The 18138-nt window shown below is 61.3% G+C and carries 13 protein-coding genes and 1 pseudogene; 2 read left to right on the top strand and 12 right to left on the bottom strand.

Translation table 11 applies throughout. The features are described 5' to 3' along the window. Positions 1-320 precede the first annotated feature (320 nt). The 6 genes and pseudogenes from E4P82_RS22910 to E4P82_RS15785 all read right to left on the bottom strand — a co-directional run bounded on the left by E4P82_RS22910 (position 321) and on the right by E4P82_RS15785 (position 6892). Positions 321-452 (bottom strand): hypothetical protein, encoded by a 132-nt coding sequence (locus tag E4P82_RS22910; RefSeq protein ID WP_281383708.1) that lies wholly within the window; start codon positions 450-452, stop codon positions 321-323. A 64-nt stretch (positions 453-516) separates the two neighbouring features. After that, complete coding sequence (locus E4P82_RS15805) at positions 517-1377, bottom strand: ATP-binding protein (protein ID WP_169249786.1); 861 nt, start codon at positions 1375-1377, stop codon at positions 517-519. A gap of 203 nt (positions 1378-1580) precedes the next feature. Then, positions 1581-3035, bottom strand: coding sequence for a malonyl-CoA decarboxylase (locus E4P82_RS15800; protein ID WP_169249785.1), 1455 nt, complete (start codon positions 3033-3035; stop codon positions 1581-1583). Between the two features lie 239 nt (positions 3036-3274). Continuing rightward, positions 3275-5064: pseudogene (locus E4P82_RS15795) on the bottom strand (acyl-CoA dehydrogenase C-terminal domain-containing protein). A 109-nt stretch (positions 5065-5173) separates the two neighbouring features. Continuing rightward, positions 5174-6124 (bottom strand): electron transfer flavoprotein subunit alpha/FixB family protein, encoded by a 951-nt coding sequence (locus tag E4P82_RS15790; protein WP_169249784.1) that lies wholly within the window; start codon positions 6122-6124, stop codon positions 5174-5176. Positions 6125-6142: 18 nt separating this feature from the next. Then, the gene (locus E4P82_RS15785; protein ID WP_169249783.1) at positions 6143-6892 is read right to left on the bottom strand and encodes an electron transfer flavoprotein subunit beta/FixA family protein; all 750 of its coding nucleotides are present in this window, start codon (positions 6890-6892) and stop codon (positions 6143-6145) included. A gap of 407 nt (positions 6893-7299) precedes the next feature. On the opposite strand from E4P82_RS15785, the gene E4P82_RS15780 reads away from it, so the two are divergent. Then, positions 7300-7755: a MaoC family dehydratase gene (locus E4P82_RS15780; RefSeq protein WP_169249782.1), complete on the top strand. Its 456-nt coding sequence runs from the start codon at positions 7300-7302 to the stop codon at positions 7753-7755. A 21-nt stretch (positions 7756-7776) separates the two neighbouring features. Here E4P82_RS15780 and E4P82_RS15775 read toward each other — a convergent pair whose 3' ends face one another. The 5 genes from E4P82_RS15775 to E4P82_RS15755 all read right to left on the bottom strand — a co-directional run bounded on the left by E4P82_RS15775 (position 7777) and on the right by E4P82_RS15755 (position 15376). Beyond that, on the bottom strand, positions 7777-10467 hold the full coding sequence (locus E4P82_RS15775; protein WP_169249781.1) for a bifunctional serine/threonine-protein kinase/formylglycine-generating enzyme family protein: 2691 nt from the start codon (positions 10465-10467) through the stop codon (positions 7777-7779). Positions 10468-10530: 63 nt separating this feature from the next. After that, positions 10531-11358: a protein phosphatase 2C domain-containing protein gene (locus E4P82_RS15770; protein ID WP_169249780.1), complete on the bottom strand. Its 828-nt coding sequence runs from the start codon at positions 11356-11358 to the stop codon at positions 10531-10533. Between the two features lie 353 nt (positions 11359-11711). Further along, the gene (locus tag E4P82_RS15765) at positions 11712-12182 is read right to left on the bottom strand and encodes a peroxiredoxin (RefSeq protein WP_169249779.1); all 471 of its coding nucleotides are present in this window, start codon (positions 12180-12182) and stop codon (positions 11712-11714) included. Positions 12183-12406: 224 nt separating this feature from the next. Next, positions 12407-14392, bottom strand: a complete 1986-nt coding sequence (locus E4P82_RS15760) for an SDR family oxidoreductase (protein WP_169249778.1) — start codon at positions 14390-14392, stop codon at positions 12407-12409. 345 nt (positions 14393-14737) lie between these two features. After that, the gene (locus tag E4P82_RS15755) at positions 14738-15376 is read right to left on the bottom strand and encodes a TetR/AcrR family transcriptional regulator (RefSeq protein WP_169249777.1); all 639 of its coding nucleotides are present in this window, start codon (positions 15374-15376) and stop codon (positions 14738-14740) included. A gap of 140 nt (positions 15377-15516) precedes the next feature. Between E4P82_RS15755 and E4P82_RS15750 the strand changes: the two genes are divergently transcribed. Next, a complete protein-coding gene (locus E4P82_RS15750; RefSeq protein WP_169249776.1) occupies positions 15517-17181 on the top strand; it encodes a long-chain-fatty-acid--CoA ligase in 1665 nt (554 codons plus the stop codon). Positions 17182-17232: 51 nt separating this feature from the next. Here the strand turns inward: E4P82_RS15750 and E4P82_RS15745 are convergent, their stop codons facing one another. After that, positions 17233-18051, bottom strand: a complete 819-nt coding sequence (locus E4P82_RS15745) for an alpha/beta hydrolase (protein WP_169249775.1) — start codon at positions 18049-18051, stop codon at positions 17233-17235. Positions 18052-18138: the final 87 nt, after the last annotated feature.

The raw sequence follows: 18138 nt of genomic DNA, 5'->3' as shown, positions 1-18138 counted from the left end.
AGCGAAAGCGACAGCGACAGCGACAGCGACAGCGACAGCGACAGCGACAGCGAAAGCGACAGCGAAAGCGACAGCGACAGCGACAGCAAAAGCGAAAGCGAAAGCTATGGCCCAAATCGCTTGGGTATCACCCGACCAGAGCCATAGCAAAATCCCAATCGATGCTCCCCACGCTGCTCCGCCCACCAAAGCGCAGCCTAATTCCGCCCAATCCTGCTGGATTTTACGAATTCGATCTATCGAATCCAGTGGCCGCAACCAGAATTCCAGCGGCCACAGCCAAGCATGGCGCAGGACGTAAGCAATTCCTTGCCAAAAGGTCACGAATCGGATTCCTGGTTGCCTTTGAAGGCGGCGTAGATTTTTCCGGCAGCCTCCGCCAGCTTGACCATCTGTTCGAATAATTTATTAGCGCGCTCGGCTCCTTTTTCTAAATCCTCCACGGCTTCCAATAGACTTTTGCCTCTTGGAATGGATTCGGTAATGATCTGTTTAAATAAATCGGAAAAAGGTTTTCTATCTGTTGTGAGTAGGCCACGACGGATCAAATCGGTGGCTATCGGGCTGGGTGGTGGCAAGCGGTCGGCAACCGCACGAATCAAAAACGCCCAATTCTTCTTGGCCGCGCCGATACCAAAAATCTTCCAGATATTCTCGAATATCCGTGACGATACCGAGCAAATCTGGATCGTAACTCCCATCTCTGGCATTCCAATACCTAGCGGCAACGATCTGGATCAGGGCGGGATGATGACCGCTGAGCGGTTTGATATGATCTCGCCAAAGCTGACCGAGATCGGGTTGTTTATCCGGTGACAGGCTACATTGGAAGGGTTTAGCGACGAGATCGCGCGCTTCCTGCTCGGAGAGCAGGCCCACGACTGCCCGAGGATCGAAGATATTCCAGAATGAAGATTCATCGATTTTCTTGTTGTCCCGACATAATGTTTTCAACGGCCGGCGACTGGAAACCAGATAACCAAAACGAGGTTCTGGCTCGTTGCCCAGAGCGCGCATATTCCTGAAAAAGTCGGCATTGAAATTGGGATTGCCGGCCATCACTTCAAATTCGTCCAAGATCAGCACGAATCGGAAACGACGATCTTGCGCCAACGCGAGGATGAAATCCCGAAAATCGGGATAATCCCGAACTTGGTCTTGAACCGTTTGGCTGATGGCTTGGGCAATCGTCTGTTGCAGTTGAGCGAAAAAATTCTGCTGGCTTTTCTGGTTCCAATTTTGGGCGGTGGCGTGAATGCTGACCAAATCCGGTTCTTGCCCCAACGCCTGATAGATTTGATTGAGCAGCGAGGATTTACCGATACGCCGTTCTCCCAGCAAGCTCACGCAGCCCGGTTTGTCCGGGCGGCGCAGCACCGACAGAACTTCGTGCAGGATTTGCGCGCGCCCAAAAAAAAACCGGCGAATTGCCGGGTAGAGCGGTGCCGGTCACGTAAGGATTTCGGCCGGGTTGAATTAGCGCCAGCCGGGCTTCCTGATTCAGCAGGCCGGGGTTTTCCGGACGGCCCAATTGGGCCTTGAAATCTCCCGTGGGGGGCATGAAAGCGGCATCCTGAGTTTTATCCTTTCAACAACGTCCTGATCGCCGATGAATTCATCACCTTGCCTTCGCCACGATAAGCTTCGTGATTGGCTTCGATATCGCTAAGTTTGTAGAGATAGTTCACCATCAACCCGGCCGATTGAGCGATGCCCTGAGGCGAAGTGTTGCCCAGCCAATTCAGCCGTTCGATGCGCGCGCCATTCGATAGATGAAAATGAGCGACGCGGTCGAACGCTGAACCGCCTTCGCGCTTTTCCTTAGCAAGATAGCGGGCGCACAACCGCATCAATGGTTTTTTTAATGCCTTGGCCAGCTCCTGATTCTGGGGCCAGTCCGGTGTTTGCAGTAGGCTCGTCAATGCGGCGGGTTCGGTGCCGGTGCCGGCGGCGGTGGCCAGCGCTTTCCGTTCGGCGGCGGACAGTAGTTCCGCTTCCGCGTCCTTGTCGGGTTCGTTCAGCTTACCGCCCAGCCAGTGGCGGAAGCCGGGGATCGGCGACAGGGTGGCGAAGGTCTTGAGGTTCTTGAATTCCTGGGCCAGTTCGTCCACCACCCGCTTGATCAGGAAGTTGCCGAAACTGATACCGCTCAGACCTTCATGGGCATTGGAAATGGAGTAGAAGATGGCGGTATCGGCGTTTTCGGGATCGAGCACCGGCGCGGCTTCGTCCAGCAGGATATGCACGTTGTCGGCGATGCCATGGACCAGCGCCACCTGAACGATGATCAACGGTTCGTTGGGCATGCGCGGGTGGAAGAAGGCGAAACAGCGTCGGTCGGAACTGAGCCGGTTCTTCAGGTCGTCCCAGCTCTTGATCGGATGCACGGCTTCGTAGGCGATCACTTTTTCCAACAGCGCCGCCGGCGATTCCCAACTGATGCGCCGCAGCTCCAGAAAGCCGACGTCGAACCAGGAGACCAGTAGCGACAGCAGGTCTCGTTCCAGTGCCCCCAACGCCGGGTCGTCCTTGCGCCAGCTCAGCAATTCCGCGCGCAGGTCCACCAGGAAGTGGAAGCCTTCGGGTAGGGCGTTGAGCTGGGTCAACAGTCGTAGCCGTGGCGGATGCAAGGCTTGGCGCAGCGTCCGCTCGGCCTTGGCACGCTCGTCATGGTTGTCTCCGGTCTTTTGCAACGCCGTCACTGCCTTGTTCACCGCCTGGTGATCGATATCGAATTCCCGAGCGAGAATTTGCAGGAATCGCTTGCGACCCTTGGCGTTGAGCGAGAGGTAAATTCGTCCCAGATTGGCAGCTCGGGCGCGGGCGGATACTTCGCCGCCGCGCGCCTCCAGGCAATCGCGCATTTGGTCCTTCAACGCCTCCATGTCTTTTTCCGGCAGATTGGGGCTGGGTGCCGCGAACAGCCCTTCCCGCCAGTCGGCCATTTCCCGCCAAGCCTCGCGGAGGTTGTACATGGTGCGGTTCAACAGGCTGGCGCGCGTGACTTCAGGCTCGCGGGTGGTCAGTTCGGACATGGCGGGATTACCTAATTCTGCAAGAGACTGCCGTATCGGATCGGTATGGCGGATGGTCGTGCATTGCTGGCGTCGAGAAGACCGCATGGGCACTGGCTTCTCGAAAGTATAGCGCTAACCTGAGCTGAAGCGGGGTTGTGGGTGGCCGATGGGGCTTGGCATGAGCAAGGAGGAAGAAACCCCGCCACCCCATCGACAGGGTTGGCGGGATCGCCGAAGATCGAACTGAAAAGCAGTGCTCAGAACTGTTCTTCGGTCAGCGCCATGATGGAAATACCGCCGTTCTGGATCGAACGCAGCAGGGCGTCCGCCTTGGGTAGCACATGTTCGATGTAGAAGCGGGCGGTGACCAGCTTGGCTTCATGGAACAGCGAATCCTCGCCAGTCATCAGCTTGTTCTGGGCCACCCGCGCGGCACGAGCCATTTGCCAGCCGCCGCAGACGGTACCGACCAGCATCATATAGTCCACCGACACCGCCATCGCGTGGTTGGGGTCGCCGCCAGCCAGCATTCGTTCGGTGGCTTCGGCCAGTGCCCGCGCGCCGTCGCGCAGCCCGTCGCGGATCACTGCCATGTCGTCGCCGGGGATCGGATCCAGCGTCTCGGCGGTCGCTTCGATCTCGGCGATCAGAGTCCGCATCGCGGCGCCCTTGTCCATGTTCAGTTTGCGGCCAGCCAAGTCGGCGGCCTGAATGCCGGTGGTGCCCTCGTAAATGGTGGTGATGCGAGCATCGCGCAGGTGTTGGCAGGCACCGCTTTCCTCGACATAACCCATGCCGCCGTGGACTTGCAGCCCTAGCGAAGCGATTTCGATGCCGATTTCGGTGGACCAGCCTTGACCACCGGAATCAACAGGTCCACTCGGGCCTGATGGGTTTGGCGAATCGCGGAATCGGGGTGGTGGCGGGCCAGATCCAGGTGCATGGCGATCACATAGGCCAGGGCGCGCATCGCCTCGTTCTGCGCCTTCATGGTCATCAGCATCCGCCGGACGTCGGGGTGGTGGATGATGGCGATCCGGTCACCACTCTTGGCGCCGGCCGGGCGGCCTTGCACCCGGTCCTTGGCATATTCCCGGGCGGCCTGATAGGCGCGCTCGGCGATGGCCAGCCCTTGCAGTCCGACCTTGAAACGGGCCTCGTTCATCATGATGAACATGTAGGCCAAGCCCTTGTTTTCCTCGCCGACGAGATAGCCGATCGCTCCATCCCGGTCGCCGAAGGCCATCACGCAGGTTGGGCTGGCGTGGATACCCAGCTTGTGTTCGATGGACACGGCGTGGACGTCGTTGCGCGCGCCCAGCGAGCCGTCCGGGTTGACCAGGAACTTGGGTACGATGAACAGCGAGATGCCCTTGACCCCTTCCGGTGCGTCCGGGGTGCGGGCGAGCACCAGATGAATGGTGTTCTCGGTCATGTCGTGATCGCCCCAGGTGATGAAGATCTTCTGACCGAAAATCCGGTAATGATCGCCGTGGGGAACGGCGCGGGTCCGCACCGCCGACAGGTCGGAGCCGGCCTGCGGTTCGGTCAGATTCATGGTGCCGGTCCATTCGCCGCTGACCATGTTCGGCAGGTACAGCGCCCGTTGCTCGGCGGATCCGGCGCGGCTGATCGCCTCGATCGCGCCGGCGTTGAGCATCGGGCACAGCGCGAAGGACATGTTGGCCGAATTCCACATCTCCTGGGTCGCCGTGTTGAACAACTCCGGCAGGCCTTGGCCGCCATGTTCCACGGGGCTGCCGATGCCGTTCCAGCCGCCGTCGATGAAGCTTCGATACGCTTCGGTGAAGCCGGCGGCGGAAACGACTCCAGTGGGATCGATCCGAACACCTTGCACGTCGCCCGATTTATTGATCGGCGCCAGCACCTCGGTGGCCAGTTTGGCGGCTTCCTCCAGCACGGCTTCCAGCAGTTCCGGGCTAACCTCCTGCTCGGCGAAGGTGGGGAGAGCGGCAACCTTGGAGAGGTCGGCCAGTTCGTTGATGACAAACTGCATGTCGCGGATCGGGGCGAAATAGGCGGTCATGACGCCTCCTTGAACATTACGAGGAACAGCGATGAAAAACCCCGCCCCGCCCTTATCCCGCGTTGAGGGAGAGGGTCGGAGCGGGGAAGGGGGACGGTCGGGCGGGCGATTAGCCGGCTGCTTTCAGCTTGTCCAGTTCCTTGGACAGTTCGGGTACCGCGGCGAACAGATCGGCGACCAGGCCATAATCGGCCACCTGGAAGATCGGCGCTTCCTCGTCCTTGTTGATGGCGACGATGACCTTGCTGTCCTTCATGCCGGCCAAGTGCTGAATGGCGCCCGAGATGCCGACGGCGACGTACAGGGTGGGTGCGACCACCTTGCCGGTTTGGCCGACCTGGTAGTCGTTGGGCACGAAGCCGGCGTCCACCGCCGCGCGGGAGGCGCCCACCGCCGCACCCAGTTTGTCGGCGACGTCTTCCAGCAACTTGAAGTTGTCGCCGTTGCCCATGCCGCGCCCGCCGGAAACGATGATGCGGGCGGCGGTCAACTCGGGCCGGTCGGACTGAGTCAATTGTTGGCCGACGAAGCTCGATACGCCAACATCGGTCGCGGGCGCGACGGTTTCGATCGCGGCGGAACCGCCGGTGACCGTCGCCGCTGGAAAGGCGGTGCCGCGCACGGTCATGACCTTGACCGCATCCTTGGACTGGACGGTGGCCAGCACGTTGCCGGCGTAGATCGGGCGGACGAAAGTATCGGCGCTGTCGATCTTGATGACATCGGTGATTTGCGCCACGTCCAGCAACGCGGCGACCCGCGGCAGCGTGTTTTTGCCGGCGGCGGTGGCCGGGGCCAGGATGTGGGTATGGCCGCTCGCCAATCCGACCACCAGTGCCGCCATATTTTCGGCGAGCTGGTGGGCGTAGTGTGGGGCGTCGGCGATCAGTACTTTTTTGACGCCCGCGACCTGGGCGGCGGCTTCGGCAACCGCCCCGCAATTGTGGCCGGCCACCAGCACGGCGATATCCTCGCCCAGTTGCGTGGCGGCGGTGACGGTGTTCAGGGTCGCCGGCTTGAGGGCGACGTTGTCGTGTTCGGCAATGACCAGGATGCTCATGATTCGATTCCAGCGGGCTTAGATGACGTGGGCTTCGTTGTGCAGCTTGTCCACCAGTTCGGCGACGCTGCCGACCTTGATGCCGGCCTGGCGCTTGGGCGGTTCCTGAACCTTCAGAGTGACCAGCCGCGGCGCAATATCCACGCCCAGATCGGCCGGTTTGAGCACCTCCAGCGGTTTTTTCTTGGCTTTCATGATATTGGGTAATTTGACGAAGCGCGGCTCGTTCAGGCGCAGGTCGGCGGTGACCAGGGCGGGCAGTTTCAGCGCCACGGTCTCCAGGCCACCGTCGACCTCGCGGGTGACGTTGACCGTCCCGTCGCCGAGTTCGACCTTGGAGGCGAAAGTGCCCTGTGGCCAACCGAGTAGCGCCGCCAGCATCTGGCCGGTCTGGTTGGCGTCGTCGTCAATGGCCTGCTTGCCGAGAATGACCAAATCCGGCTTTTCCTTTTCGACCGCCGCCTTGAGTAGTTTGGCCACCGCCAGCGGTTGCAGTTCGGCATCGGTTTCCACCAGGATGCCGCGGTCGGCGCCCATCGCCAGCGCGGTGCGGATGGTGTCCTGGCAGGCGGTGACGCCCAGCGAGATCGCCACGATTTCCTGGGCTTTGCCGGCTTCCTGCAGTCGGATCGCTTCTTCCACGGCGATTTCATCGAACGGGTTCATGGACATCTTGACGTTGGCGGTTTCGACGCCGGTGCCGTCCGCTTTCGCCCTTACCTTGACGTTGTAGTCAACGACCCGTTTTACGGCGACTAAAATCTTCATCGTTCACCTTTGTGTGGGATTGCTCAAAATTTTAAGTGGCGGCGTGAACGCCCGGCCGGGAGCGTGGCGCAAACCCGACCTGTCGAGCGCACGCGGGATGGTGCATACAGAGTGACCGGATTGATGATGGGGTCGCGCCGGCGGCGTCCGAAACCATAAGTTCATCCGGGGTAAGGCTTATTAAGTTATGGTATTTATTCACTCCCGGTGATGCAATGGATTTATTGGCCACGACTGGGAGTGGCGTCGGGAGCGTCGGGAGCGTCAGTGCGTTGTGGTGCCAGCCGATTCGAACGTTTGAAATCCGGCTGGGAATTTCCCACTATTTCGCTTGGTCGTGTAGGCTATGCGCCGCCCGTAGCGGCGCTGTTGTCCGCCAGAATCCTCACCTCTATCGGAGAAACCCCATGTACCCCACTCACGAAGGCTATAACGATACTCTGCACGGCTATTATCTGGAGGATCTCCGGATCGGCATGAGCGCGTCCCACGCCAAGACCGTCACCGAAACCGATGTGGTCATGTTCGCCGGCCTGACCGGCGATAACAACCCGATTCATTGCAACGAAGTGTTCGCCGCGCAGACACGATTCAAGGGCCGCATCGCGCACGGGATGTTTTGTGCCGGCCTGATTTCCTGCGTGGCCGGCACCCGTCTGCCCGGACCGGGCGCGGTGTACGTGGATCAGCAGTTACGCTTCACGGCACCGGTTCGAATCGGCGATACCGTTACTGCGGTTTGCACTGTCCAGGAAATTATCTCAGAGCGCCGGCGGGTTATCATGAGCACCACTTGCACCGTGGCGGACACGGTGGTGGTGGAAGGGAGTGCCACCTTCGTGGTGAACCGCCGCAATTCCTGAGGCAGCAAATGGGCTGTCGTCTTACTCTTCCATGACGATCCGGAAGCCGGTTGTCGCATCGCGATAGCTGGGTTTCCGAGGCATGCGCTTGGCCGAGCGTACGTCACCTGCGCCGCTGTTCCAGGAGCCGCCCCGAACGACCCGTAAGCCTTCGGTGGGTCGTTGGTCGGAACAGCGTTGCTCTTTGCCGGTATAGGCCGGATCGTAATCGGAGCAAGTCCATTCCCAGACGTTGCCGGCCATGTCGCGCAGACCCAGCGCGTTCGGCTGGTAGGTTCCGACCGGCGCGGTGACCGCCTGACCGTCGTCCAGGGTGCCGATGGACGCGCCGGTTGGATCGTTGCGGTCGGAAAAGTTGGCATAACGGGGGTCGATGTCGTTACCCCAGTGATAACGGGTGACGGTGCCGGCACGGGCGGCATACTCCCATTCGGCCTCGGTGGGTAGCCGGAAACGCTTACCAGTGCCCGCTTCCCAGGACAGCCATTCGGCGAAGGCCCCAGCATCGCCCCAGTCGACTTGAACGACGGGTTGCTGGTTTCCGTTCAGCGGGCGGCCTTGAAAGGAACCGCTGTCATGGCCGGGTTTGAAGCGCCGGTATTGGTTATTGGTGACCTCGGTGTTGCCGATCCAGAAGCCTTTTACGCAGACTTGGTGGGATGATTCGTCACTTCCCCGGTCCCGCTCGTTGGTGAGGCTGCCCATGTCGAAGCAGCCGCCATCGACCCAATGTAGTTCCATGCCCGTGATGTTGTCGGTTCGGGTTATCTTGGCGCCCGGCCGCTGGGCGGCGAGTAGTTCGGAGCGAGTGGTGACCACCGCGGGATGGTGCGGATCGATGGTTGCCGCTCGATTCAGAAAACTATCGGCCAAGGACCAGTTGCGGCTGGCAATCGCCTGCCGGGCTTGTTCGAGGTAGCGCGCGATCTCGGCCTCGCGTTGTTGAGCGGCTTCCTGGGCGTGGCGGTCGGTTTCTTCCTGTTCGCGTTGTTGCAGCGCCACGGCCTCTTGCCGGTTCTGTTCCTGAACGTTCTGGTAGTACTCGTAAGCGAACAGCCCAGCGCCCGAGAGCCCTAAGGCAGCGAATGCGGCCAACAGGACGTGCGTCCAGTTAACCGACTTTGAACCCTCGGGTACGGATCGAGCCGATGATGGACGCGCGGAGGGCTCAAACATGCTCGACCGTTGTGATGCGGCGGGTTCGATCACCGATGAAGAGCCGGGCAGCGAAGAGGCTTCCAATTGTGTCAGCCGGGTGCTGGCCAGGACTTCCCGTCTGGTCGCCGTGGCTTTTCGCAGATGTTCTATCGCGGAACCCGGCGCGCGGTTGAGTAAGGTCGATGTCTGGTTGGCCAGGGATAGCGATTCGATCTCGGCGGCGTTGGTCTGAGGCTCCGACATCGCCGTTGGTTTCGGCTCCGATGCGGGTTCTTCCAGATGATCCCAGATATCCTCCAACAAATTCATCGAGGTCGAGTCGGTGTTTGCCGCTTCCTGCGGTGCCGATGGCGCGGTGCTCGTCGATGTCGGATCGGCGAATGTCCAATTCGGTTTGCCATTTGGCGTGAAAGCAGCCAGGTCGACGCGCTGGGAGGGGCGGGAATCGGTTGTCTGCGGCTGAGATGGGCGGCGCGAGACCCGGGTGCGGCCCGACCAAACATCATTTTCGGATGGGTCCGGGCGAGCGGAGGGAGAGGACGGCGTGCCGTCGGCAAGTGGTTCAAGTCCTGCTATGTCGAGGGGTTCGGAGAAATCGAGTAGTTCGGGTTGGATCGGTGGTACTTCCGAAAAGTCCGCCTTTGCGTTGGAACGTTCGGCTGTCCACAAGGCTTCCTGCATGGCGGCTATGCTTTGGAAGCGATCCTCGGGGCGCACGGCCAGTGCCCGGTCGACCATCTGGAGCAGGTTGTGCGAGTACAGTCCGGCTCCCGCCTCGATGGCCGGCTGTACCGGATCCTTGAGCACCCGGCCCGGTGCTTCGACCGGTGGCGCACCGGTGATGCAGCGGTACAGCACGGCGCCAAGCGCGTAGATATCGGTCCACGGCCCGTAATCTTCGCCGACCGTGACATATTGTTCGATCGGCGAATAGCCCGGCGTCACCACGCTGGTGACACTGCGACTGCGCCGGCCCAGCGCTTGGCGCGCGGCGCCGAAGTCGATGAGCATGACGTGGCCGTCGGCTTTGCGCATGTAGAGGTTGCTGGGTTTGAGGTCGCGGTGCAGATAGCCCTGGCCGTGGACGGCTTCCAACGCGGGCAGCACGTCGGCCAGCAAGCGGCGCAGTTCGCCCTCGGGCAGGATGCCGCCCCGTTGCAGCAGGGCACTCATCGACTCCCCTTCCTCGAACTCCATGACGATGTAGGCGCTGCCATTGGCCGTGAAGTAGTCGCGCACGCGCACCACGCAGGGGTGGTTGATCTGGACCAAGATCTTGGCTTCGTCCAGGAACCGCTGCAGACCCCAATCGTAGGAAGGCGGCTCGCCGCTTTTGGCCGGGATCTGGCCCTGGGCGTTGGGGCGGACGGTCGTGCCGTTATGGTCACGGTACGCCCACTCGGCCGGGAAGTATTCCTTGATGGCGACCTCGTTTTCCAACGCCTCGTGCACCGCCCGGTACGTGATACCGAAGCCGCCAGCGCCCAGCACGCCATCGATCTGGTAGCGGTGCAAGCTGAAACCTCTGGGCAATGCGTTCGTTTCTTCGGTCATCGAGTTTCCGTTTGGTGGATGGGCGCGGCGGGTCGGGAAGGCACCGGCGGTGAACCGGCGGTGCTAGCGGCCGCGATCGAACCAGGATGCCAGGCCCGCCGACAGCCGTCGCAGCCAGGGCATGTGGTCGCCGGCGGCGAGGCCCGTGCCCGCGCGCAGCAGAACCAGGGTGGCATTATCCGCCATCGCTCCGCCGCGCTGTGCCGCCTGTTCGGCCAGCAGCCGGGCGGCGGCGGCCGGACCATGCTCGGCGGCGGCGGTCCAGAATTCGGTTTCGGCGATGTGTTCCCAGATGCCATCCGAGCACAGCACCAGCAAATCGCCGGGCTGGACGGCAAATTGACCTTTGTCGGGCCTGGGATGTTCCTCGCCACCCAAGCAACGGTAGATCCGGTTCTGCGCCGGATGGGTCGCCATTTGCGATTCGTCGATTTCCCCCATATCCATCAACAGCTGAACGGCGGAGTGATCGCGGGTGCGCATCAGGCGCCGGCCTCGGCGGAAATGATAGAGCCGGCTATCGCCGATGTTCAGCCAATGGGCGCCGTCGTGGTCGAGCCAGACCATCACCACGGTGCTGCGGGCCGTTTCCGACTGACGATTGATGGTGTCGTGCATCCGCTGGCATAGCTGGTCGAGCGCGGCGCTGGGGTCGTCGAGCAGCGGGATCGGCAGATCCTGGATGAAATCCCGGGCCACGTCGATGACGATCTGGGCGCCCAGGGCACCATCGAGATGGCCACCCATGCCATCGGCCACCACGGCCAGCAGGGCACGCTGGTTGGGCAGTTGAAAAACTCCCCAGCGGTCCTGTTGTTCGTGGCGGCCGCCTTGCTGACTGGCGGTGCCGGGTTCCCACTGGGGGATCGGACTGGGTTGGGTCGGACTCACAGCGGTATCTCCGGCGGCCGGGTGGGGCCGGTGACGGCAGCCGGTGGAGCGGAGGCTGCGATGGACGGGCGGAAAGAGGTTACCCAAGCCGGAACCGGGCTGGAGGAACGATGGAGGGTGCGAGCATATCGCCCGGGCATGCAAATCTCCTCGGCAATACTCTGGACAGTCCTGACGGGTGGTTGCGGAGCGGGTTCCGGCACCGCGCGGGTGCCGGGTGCGAGCCGCGTCCTCCGCTTCGACGGGCCACGCAATTATCTTACCGACCACGGGGGACAAACAATCCAAAATTCCAGTTTCCTCATCGTCATCGGGGTCGGAGATGGCCAAGGAGCGGTTGTTAATCAGCGGCTTTACAGCAACTTGAGGATTTCCTCGGCGTGATGGGCGGTGTCGGGGTGGTCGATGATGTGGGCGATGTGGCCGCTTTCGTCGATGAGGAAGGTTATACGGTTAGCGACGCCGAACAGGTTTATCGCTGTTCCCACCAGCCCGCCGCCGCCGCCACCGATCGCTCCATAGGCTCGGCTGACGGCGCCGTCGGTATCGGCCACCAGTGGGAAGGGGAGATTGTATTTCTCGGTGAAGCGCTGGTGGGTTGCGACATCCTGGGTGGAAACGCCCAAAATGGAGGCGTCCTTATCCTGAATTTCCTGGTAGTGATCACGCAGGGAGCAGGCTTGTTTGGTGCAGCCAGGCGTATCGTCCATCGGATAAAAATACAGCACCAGCTTTTTGCCGAAATAATCGGATAGTTTGATCGGGCCGCCGTCGGTGGCGGTGGCGTTGAACTGGGGGGCGGGGTCGCCGATTTTCAGCTTCATGGCTTTATTCTCACGGGTGGTTTGCAACGAAAGGCCGGTTCGTACCGCAATCTTGGGGGACGGGTTTGACCGGGGTTGTGCGGACAAGCGGTTTTCGATATCGAGTGGCGGCGTGGTCCGCGCCAGCGTTTTGACCGGTCGATTTTGGAAAACTCCCGGACCGTGCGCCACCTCTGGTAATTATGGCCAATCGCCGCGGCAATCGCGGCCGATTGGTGGGGTGGTCACCAATAAATGCCGCGGGTGAGTTGCGCGAAGGAAATTTGCTCCAGCGATGGCTCCTGGGTATCGGGTTGTTGACTCTTGGCCGCGCTCGATTCGGGGAACAGGCGGAAGGCGGTGTTCATGATCACGGCGTAAACCTTGGGCGCCACGGCGTGCAGCACCTGGGCGAAGATGCCAACCCGGGTGGCGATGCGTTCCGGCCGATCGATGATGGCTTGCACGATCAGATCCGCCGCTTCCTCCGGACTGAGGGTGGGCACATGCTCATAGATCTTGGTCGGCGCGATCATCGCGGTGCGCACCAGGGGCATGTTGATGGTGGTGAATTCGATGCCGCTGTCGGAAAACTCGGCCGCCGCGCAGCGCGAAAAGGCGTCCAGCGCCGCCTTGGAGGCGACATAGGCCGAAAAACGCGGCGCATTGCTGAGCACACCGATCGAAGAGATGTTGATGATGTGGCCACGCTTCTTTTGCAGCATGCTGGGGATGAACCCCATGATCAGCCGCAGCGCGCCGAAGTAATTGAGCTGCATGGTGCGTTCGTAGTCGTGGAAGCGATCCAGCGAATTTTCGATGGCGCGGCGAATCGAGCGGCCGGCGTTGTTGACCAGGATATCCACTCCGCCGTGATCGTTCAGCACCCGCCGCAGTAACGCATCGCAGGAGGCGATGTCGGCGACGTCGGCGATGTAGATGAAAGCTTGGCCGCCGCGTTCCTCGATGTCCCGTTGGGTGTCCAGTAGTTTTTCCTCGGTGCGGGCGACGATGAGCGTTTTGGCGCCGGCTTCGGCGATCTTGAGCGCGGCGGCCTTGCCGATGCCGGCGGAGGCGCCGGTGATCATCACCACTTTGTCCTTGACCGCGCCGCTCAGACTGCGGTCGATGAACAGATCGGGATCGAGATGGCGCTCCCAGTAGTCCCACAACCGCCAGGCGTAGGTTTCCAGCGGCGGCACGGCGATGTCGGTGCCCTGGAGCGCCTTGAGCGTTTCGCGGCAGTCGAAGCGGGTGGGGTAGTTGATCAGGCCCATGACGTCCGGTGGAATGCCGAGATCCTTGAGGATCTGATCCTTGATGCGTTGCACCGGCTTGAGGCGAGCCAGCCCGGCCTGGATGATGTCGGGCACGAAGGCGAACATCAGGGCGTTGAAGCGCAGGCTCATTTCCGGGGCATGGGCGGCGTGGGCGAACAGGTTGAGGATGTCGCCGACCCGGTGCGGATTGGGGTCCACCAGATGGAAGCACTGGCCGTCCAGCCCGGGTTGGTGGGCAATATGGTCCATGGCGTCGACGATGAAGTTGACGGGCACCAGGTTCAGGCGGCCGCCCTCGATGCCGATCATGGGCATCCAAGGCGGCAATAGCTTGCGTATTTTCTGGATCAGCTTGAAGAAGTAGTAGGGGCCATCGATCTTGTCCATTTCGCCGGTGCGCGAATCGCCGACCACCGCGCCGGGCCGGTAGACCCGCCATGGACGCGAGCATTCGCGCCGGACGATGCCTTCCGATTCGTGCTTGGTTCGGTAGTAGGGCTGGTCGAGCTTCTCGGCTTCCTCGAACATATCCTCGCGGAACACGCCCTCGTACAGGCCGGCGGCGGCGATGGAGCTGGTCAGGTGGAAGCAGCCCGCCTCGATCGCCTCGGCAAAGGCGACTACGTTGCGGGTGCCTTCGATGTTGACCTGCTCCTGAATCTCGGCGCTGGCATTGAGATCGTAGATCGCCGCCAGGTGGATCAGGTGATGGATGCTGCCCTTCAGCCAAGCGAGATCGGCGTCGGATAGGCCCAATCGCGGTTGCATCAGGTCGCCGGCGATGGGGAAAGTACGGTTGGCGGCGTTGCCCCAACGCTGGCGTAACTGTTCCACCATGGGTAGTTCACGTTCCAGAATCAGGTAATAAACGTGACTGTCCTGGCGCTGTAGCAGCTTTTCGACGAGGCGGCGGCCGATAAAACCGGAAGCACCGGTGATGAAATAATTCATGCTATTGGCTCCTGGTCGCGACTATGCCTTGGTCACAAAATAATTATAGGGTCGGCCATTCGGAAAATCTTGGTCTTACTGGTAATGGCTCGGACCGAAACGTAGTGAGGCCTGGATTGCGAAGGAGACAGTCGATGAGTGGCGGACAATGACCGTTGCCGGTTTGTGTCCCCGAGCTGGCATCGAATCTGGCGACCTGAGATCGTGTTTGAATGCCAAATAAAATGGGGGATCCTCCGGCGTTGCCGGGGAGAAGGTAATGGGTGACGCTGATGGTCGGTGGTGGTGGACCTCGTTGGAATTCGACGCCATGGCGTATTTGCCCTCCGGCCGGGGCGAGTCGCTTCAGCTCAGATATTCCCGGCTGATTTGGCCCAGCAACTGCCGGGCCTCGTCGTTGAGGAAGGGGCTGACCAGCGACAGTACCTGGTAGACGCCACAAGCGAGGTGGTTACTGTCGCTATCGCAGTTTGGCGCAACGGTGCCGGTGCCGATACTCTGGAAGTTCAACCAGTACGTGGCCACCACCGCAATGTTGCGGGTCAGCGCCGTGATGTCTTCACGCGTGGCGGTCATGATGCCGGCTTCCACCAAACCCCGGCAGATGGCGGTGGCGGTACTCATCTTGCGCTCCAGGATGCGACGAAAATGCGTTCGCAGTTTCTTGCTGCGGTTCAGAATGTTGTTCAGATCGCGATAGAGGAAGCGGTATTCCCAAATGGTTTCGAAAACCAGATGCAGGTAGAGCCACATGTCTTCCATGTCCGGGACGCGGCGCTGGGGTGCCTGTAGGGCTGCTTCCATGCGTCGCTCGAATTGCTGGAACAGCAGGGCGACGATTTCGTCCTTGTTGCGGAAGTGGTAGTACAAATTGCCCGGACTGATGTCCATTTCGTCAGCGATATGATTGGTGGTGATGCGAGGTTCACCGCATTCGTTGAAGAGCCGCAGACTGGTCTGCAGGATGCGGTCTCGGGTCTTCATGGGTGCCGGTGGGCTCGGATGGGACATTGAAATGGGAGAAGATGGGATTTCCCATTAATTGTGGGAGGATTTGCATTATTTTCCAGTGGTCCCATCCGGTCGGGTCATCTAATAAAATACAAATGCAGGAGGAAAACCAAGTGGAAAGAATCTGGCTGCGCGAGTATCCGGAAGGGGTGCCGACCGAAATCGACCTGAACGAATTTGCATCCCTAAAGGACATTCTGGAAAAAAGCTGTCGACGCTTTGCCGATTTGCCGGCCTATTCCAATATGGGCGTGACTTTGCGCTATCGGGACATCGACCGGATCAGCCGTGATTTCGGTGCCTACCTGCAAGGGCGGGGGTTGGGCAAGGGCGAGCGGGTCGCCATCATGATGCCCAACGTCCTGCAATATCCGATCGCCGTGTTCGGCGCGTTGCGGGCCGGCTTGACGGTGGTCAACGTCAACCCGCTATACACGCCGCGCGAACTGGAGCATCAACTCAAGGACTCCGGTGCGGCCGCCATCGTCATCGTTGAAAATTTTGCCCACACCTTGCAGGAGGTGCTGGACCGGACGCCGGTCAAGACCATCGTCACCACTCAGTTGGGCGATTTGTTCCCCTTCCCCAAGCGTCCGCTGGTCAACGTCGTGGTCAAGTACCTCAAGAAAATGGTGCCGGCCTGGCATATTCCAGGCGCCGTGCCATTTCGGCGGGCGCTGGCGATGGGCGCGGAGCAAACCCTGCAAGAGGTGTCGCTGACCCATGACGATCTGGCGTTTCTGCAATACACCGGCGGCACCACCGGCGTATCCAAGGGTGCGATGCTGACTCACGGCAATCTGGTGGCGAATCTGCAACAGGCGTCGGCTTGGCTCAGTCCCGTTTCCCGCTTGGCCGAGGAGACCGTCATCACCGCGCTGCCGCTGTATCACATCTTCTCGCTGACCGCCAATTGCCTGACCTTCATGAAGGTGGGTGGCCACAATATCCTGATCACCAACCCCCGCGACATGCCGGGCTTCGTCAAGGAGCTGGCCAAGGTCCGCTTCACCGTCATCACCGGGGTGAACACGCTGTTCAACGGCCTGCTGCACGCGCCCGGTTTCGAGCGGCTGGATTTCAGCGCGCTCAAGATCAGCCTGGGCGGCGGCATGGCGGTGCAGCGGGCGGTGGCGGAAAACTGGAAGCGAGTGACCGGCATGTTGCTGATCGAGGCCTACGGCCTGACCGAAACCTCGCCGGCGGCCTGCATCAATCCGCTGACCCTCCAGGAATACAACGGCAGCATCGGCCTGCCCATTCCGTCCACCGAACTGTCGGTGCGCGACGACGAGGGGCGCGAGTTGGGCATCGGCGTGGACCAGGTCGGCGAGCTTTGCCTTCGTGGCCCGCAGGTGATGCACGGCTACTGGAATCGACCCGAGGAAACCGCCAAGGTCATGACCGCTGACGGTTATCTTCGCACCGGCGACGTGGGCTATGTCGACGAGCGCGGCTACGTGCGGATCGTGGACCGCAAGAAGGACATGATCCTGGTGTCCGGTTTCAACGTCTATCCCAACGAAATCGAGGATGTGGTTGCTCTGCATCCGGGCGTGCTGGAAGCCGCTGCGGTCGGCGTGCCGGACGAGAGGTCGGGCGAAGCGGTCAAGGTCGTGGTGGTGGCCAAGGACCCCGCGCTGACCGCCGAGGCGCTGATCGAACATTGTCGCCAGCACCTGACCGGCTACAAGGTGCCGCGGCGGGTCGAGTTCCGCGCCGAACTGCCCAAAAGCAATGTCGGCAAAATCCTGCGGCGCTTACTGCGGGATGGGTAGGCGGGATGCGCCCCCTCTCCGGGCAAGGACTGGGGCGAGGGCGCGTTGCTTTCAGGCCGCGGCGGCCGGGCGGGCGGCGACCACCTGTTCCAGCCAGCTTAGCAAGGCGTCCGCCGCCTCTTGCCAGTTCAGTTCCAACATCATGGCGTGCGCCATGTTGGGGATGATCTGGGCTTCGGTACGGTAGAAGCGGGCGGTTTCCCGGACCATGGCCGGCGAGATGAATACATCGTGTTGCGCGCCCTGTACCAGGATCGGCAGCCGCAGTTGTTCCGGTTTCAGCCGCAGCGGGTTGATGCCCATCATGTCCAGCGACACCACTTGCGATTCCGCCTGGATGTAGTCGAAATACTCGCGTAGCTTTGTGAGGGGCATGTCCTGGGAAAACAGCAATCGCCGCATCATCTCAGGCGAGCCGAAGCTGGGACCGAGCAGCGAGAACAGCGCCATCTGCTGGAACAGGAACGGGTGCCGCATGGCCATGTGCAGGTTACTCGGCAGCAGGCCCTGTGGCGGCACCGAGGCCATCAGCACCGCGCCCGGTATCTCGGGATGGGTTTCCAGGTATTTCTGCAGCACCATGCCGCCCATCGAATGGCCGATCAGCACCGGCGGAGCCGGCAGGGTTGCCACCGCCTGGGTCAGGTCGGCGACGTAATCGCTCAGCCGCCAGGTGTGCAGGTGCTGGTGGCCCTCGCTGCGACCGTGGCCACGCAAGCTGACGGCGTGCGCCGCATAACCCCGCCGGGCGAAGTAGGGCAGGAAATTTTCATCCCAGACTCGGGCATCCGAGAACGAGCCATGCACGAACAGCAACGGGGTCGGCTCGGGCGTGGTTTCCGGATAGCGGCTGATCAAGTCCAGTTTCATGGCAATGATTCCTGTTGGGTGAAAAAGTACAGTTGAAAAAGGTGCGCGGTCGGACCGGCGACGGGCGAGGCGATTGTCGCCCAAGGC

The organism is Candidatus Competibacter phosphatis, from assembly GCF_012939995.1.
In the GTDB taxonomy this organism is placed as follows: domain Bacteria; phylum Pseudomonadota; class Gammaproteobacteria; order Competibacterales; family Competibacteraceae; genus Competibacter; species Competibacter phosphatis.
This window is presented reverse-complemented; position numbering and strand designations above follow the sequence as displayed.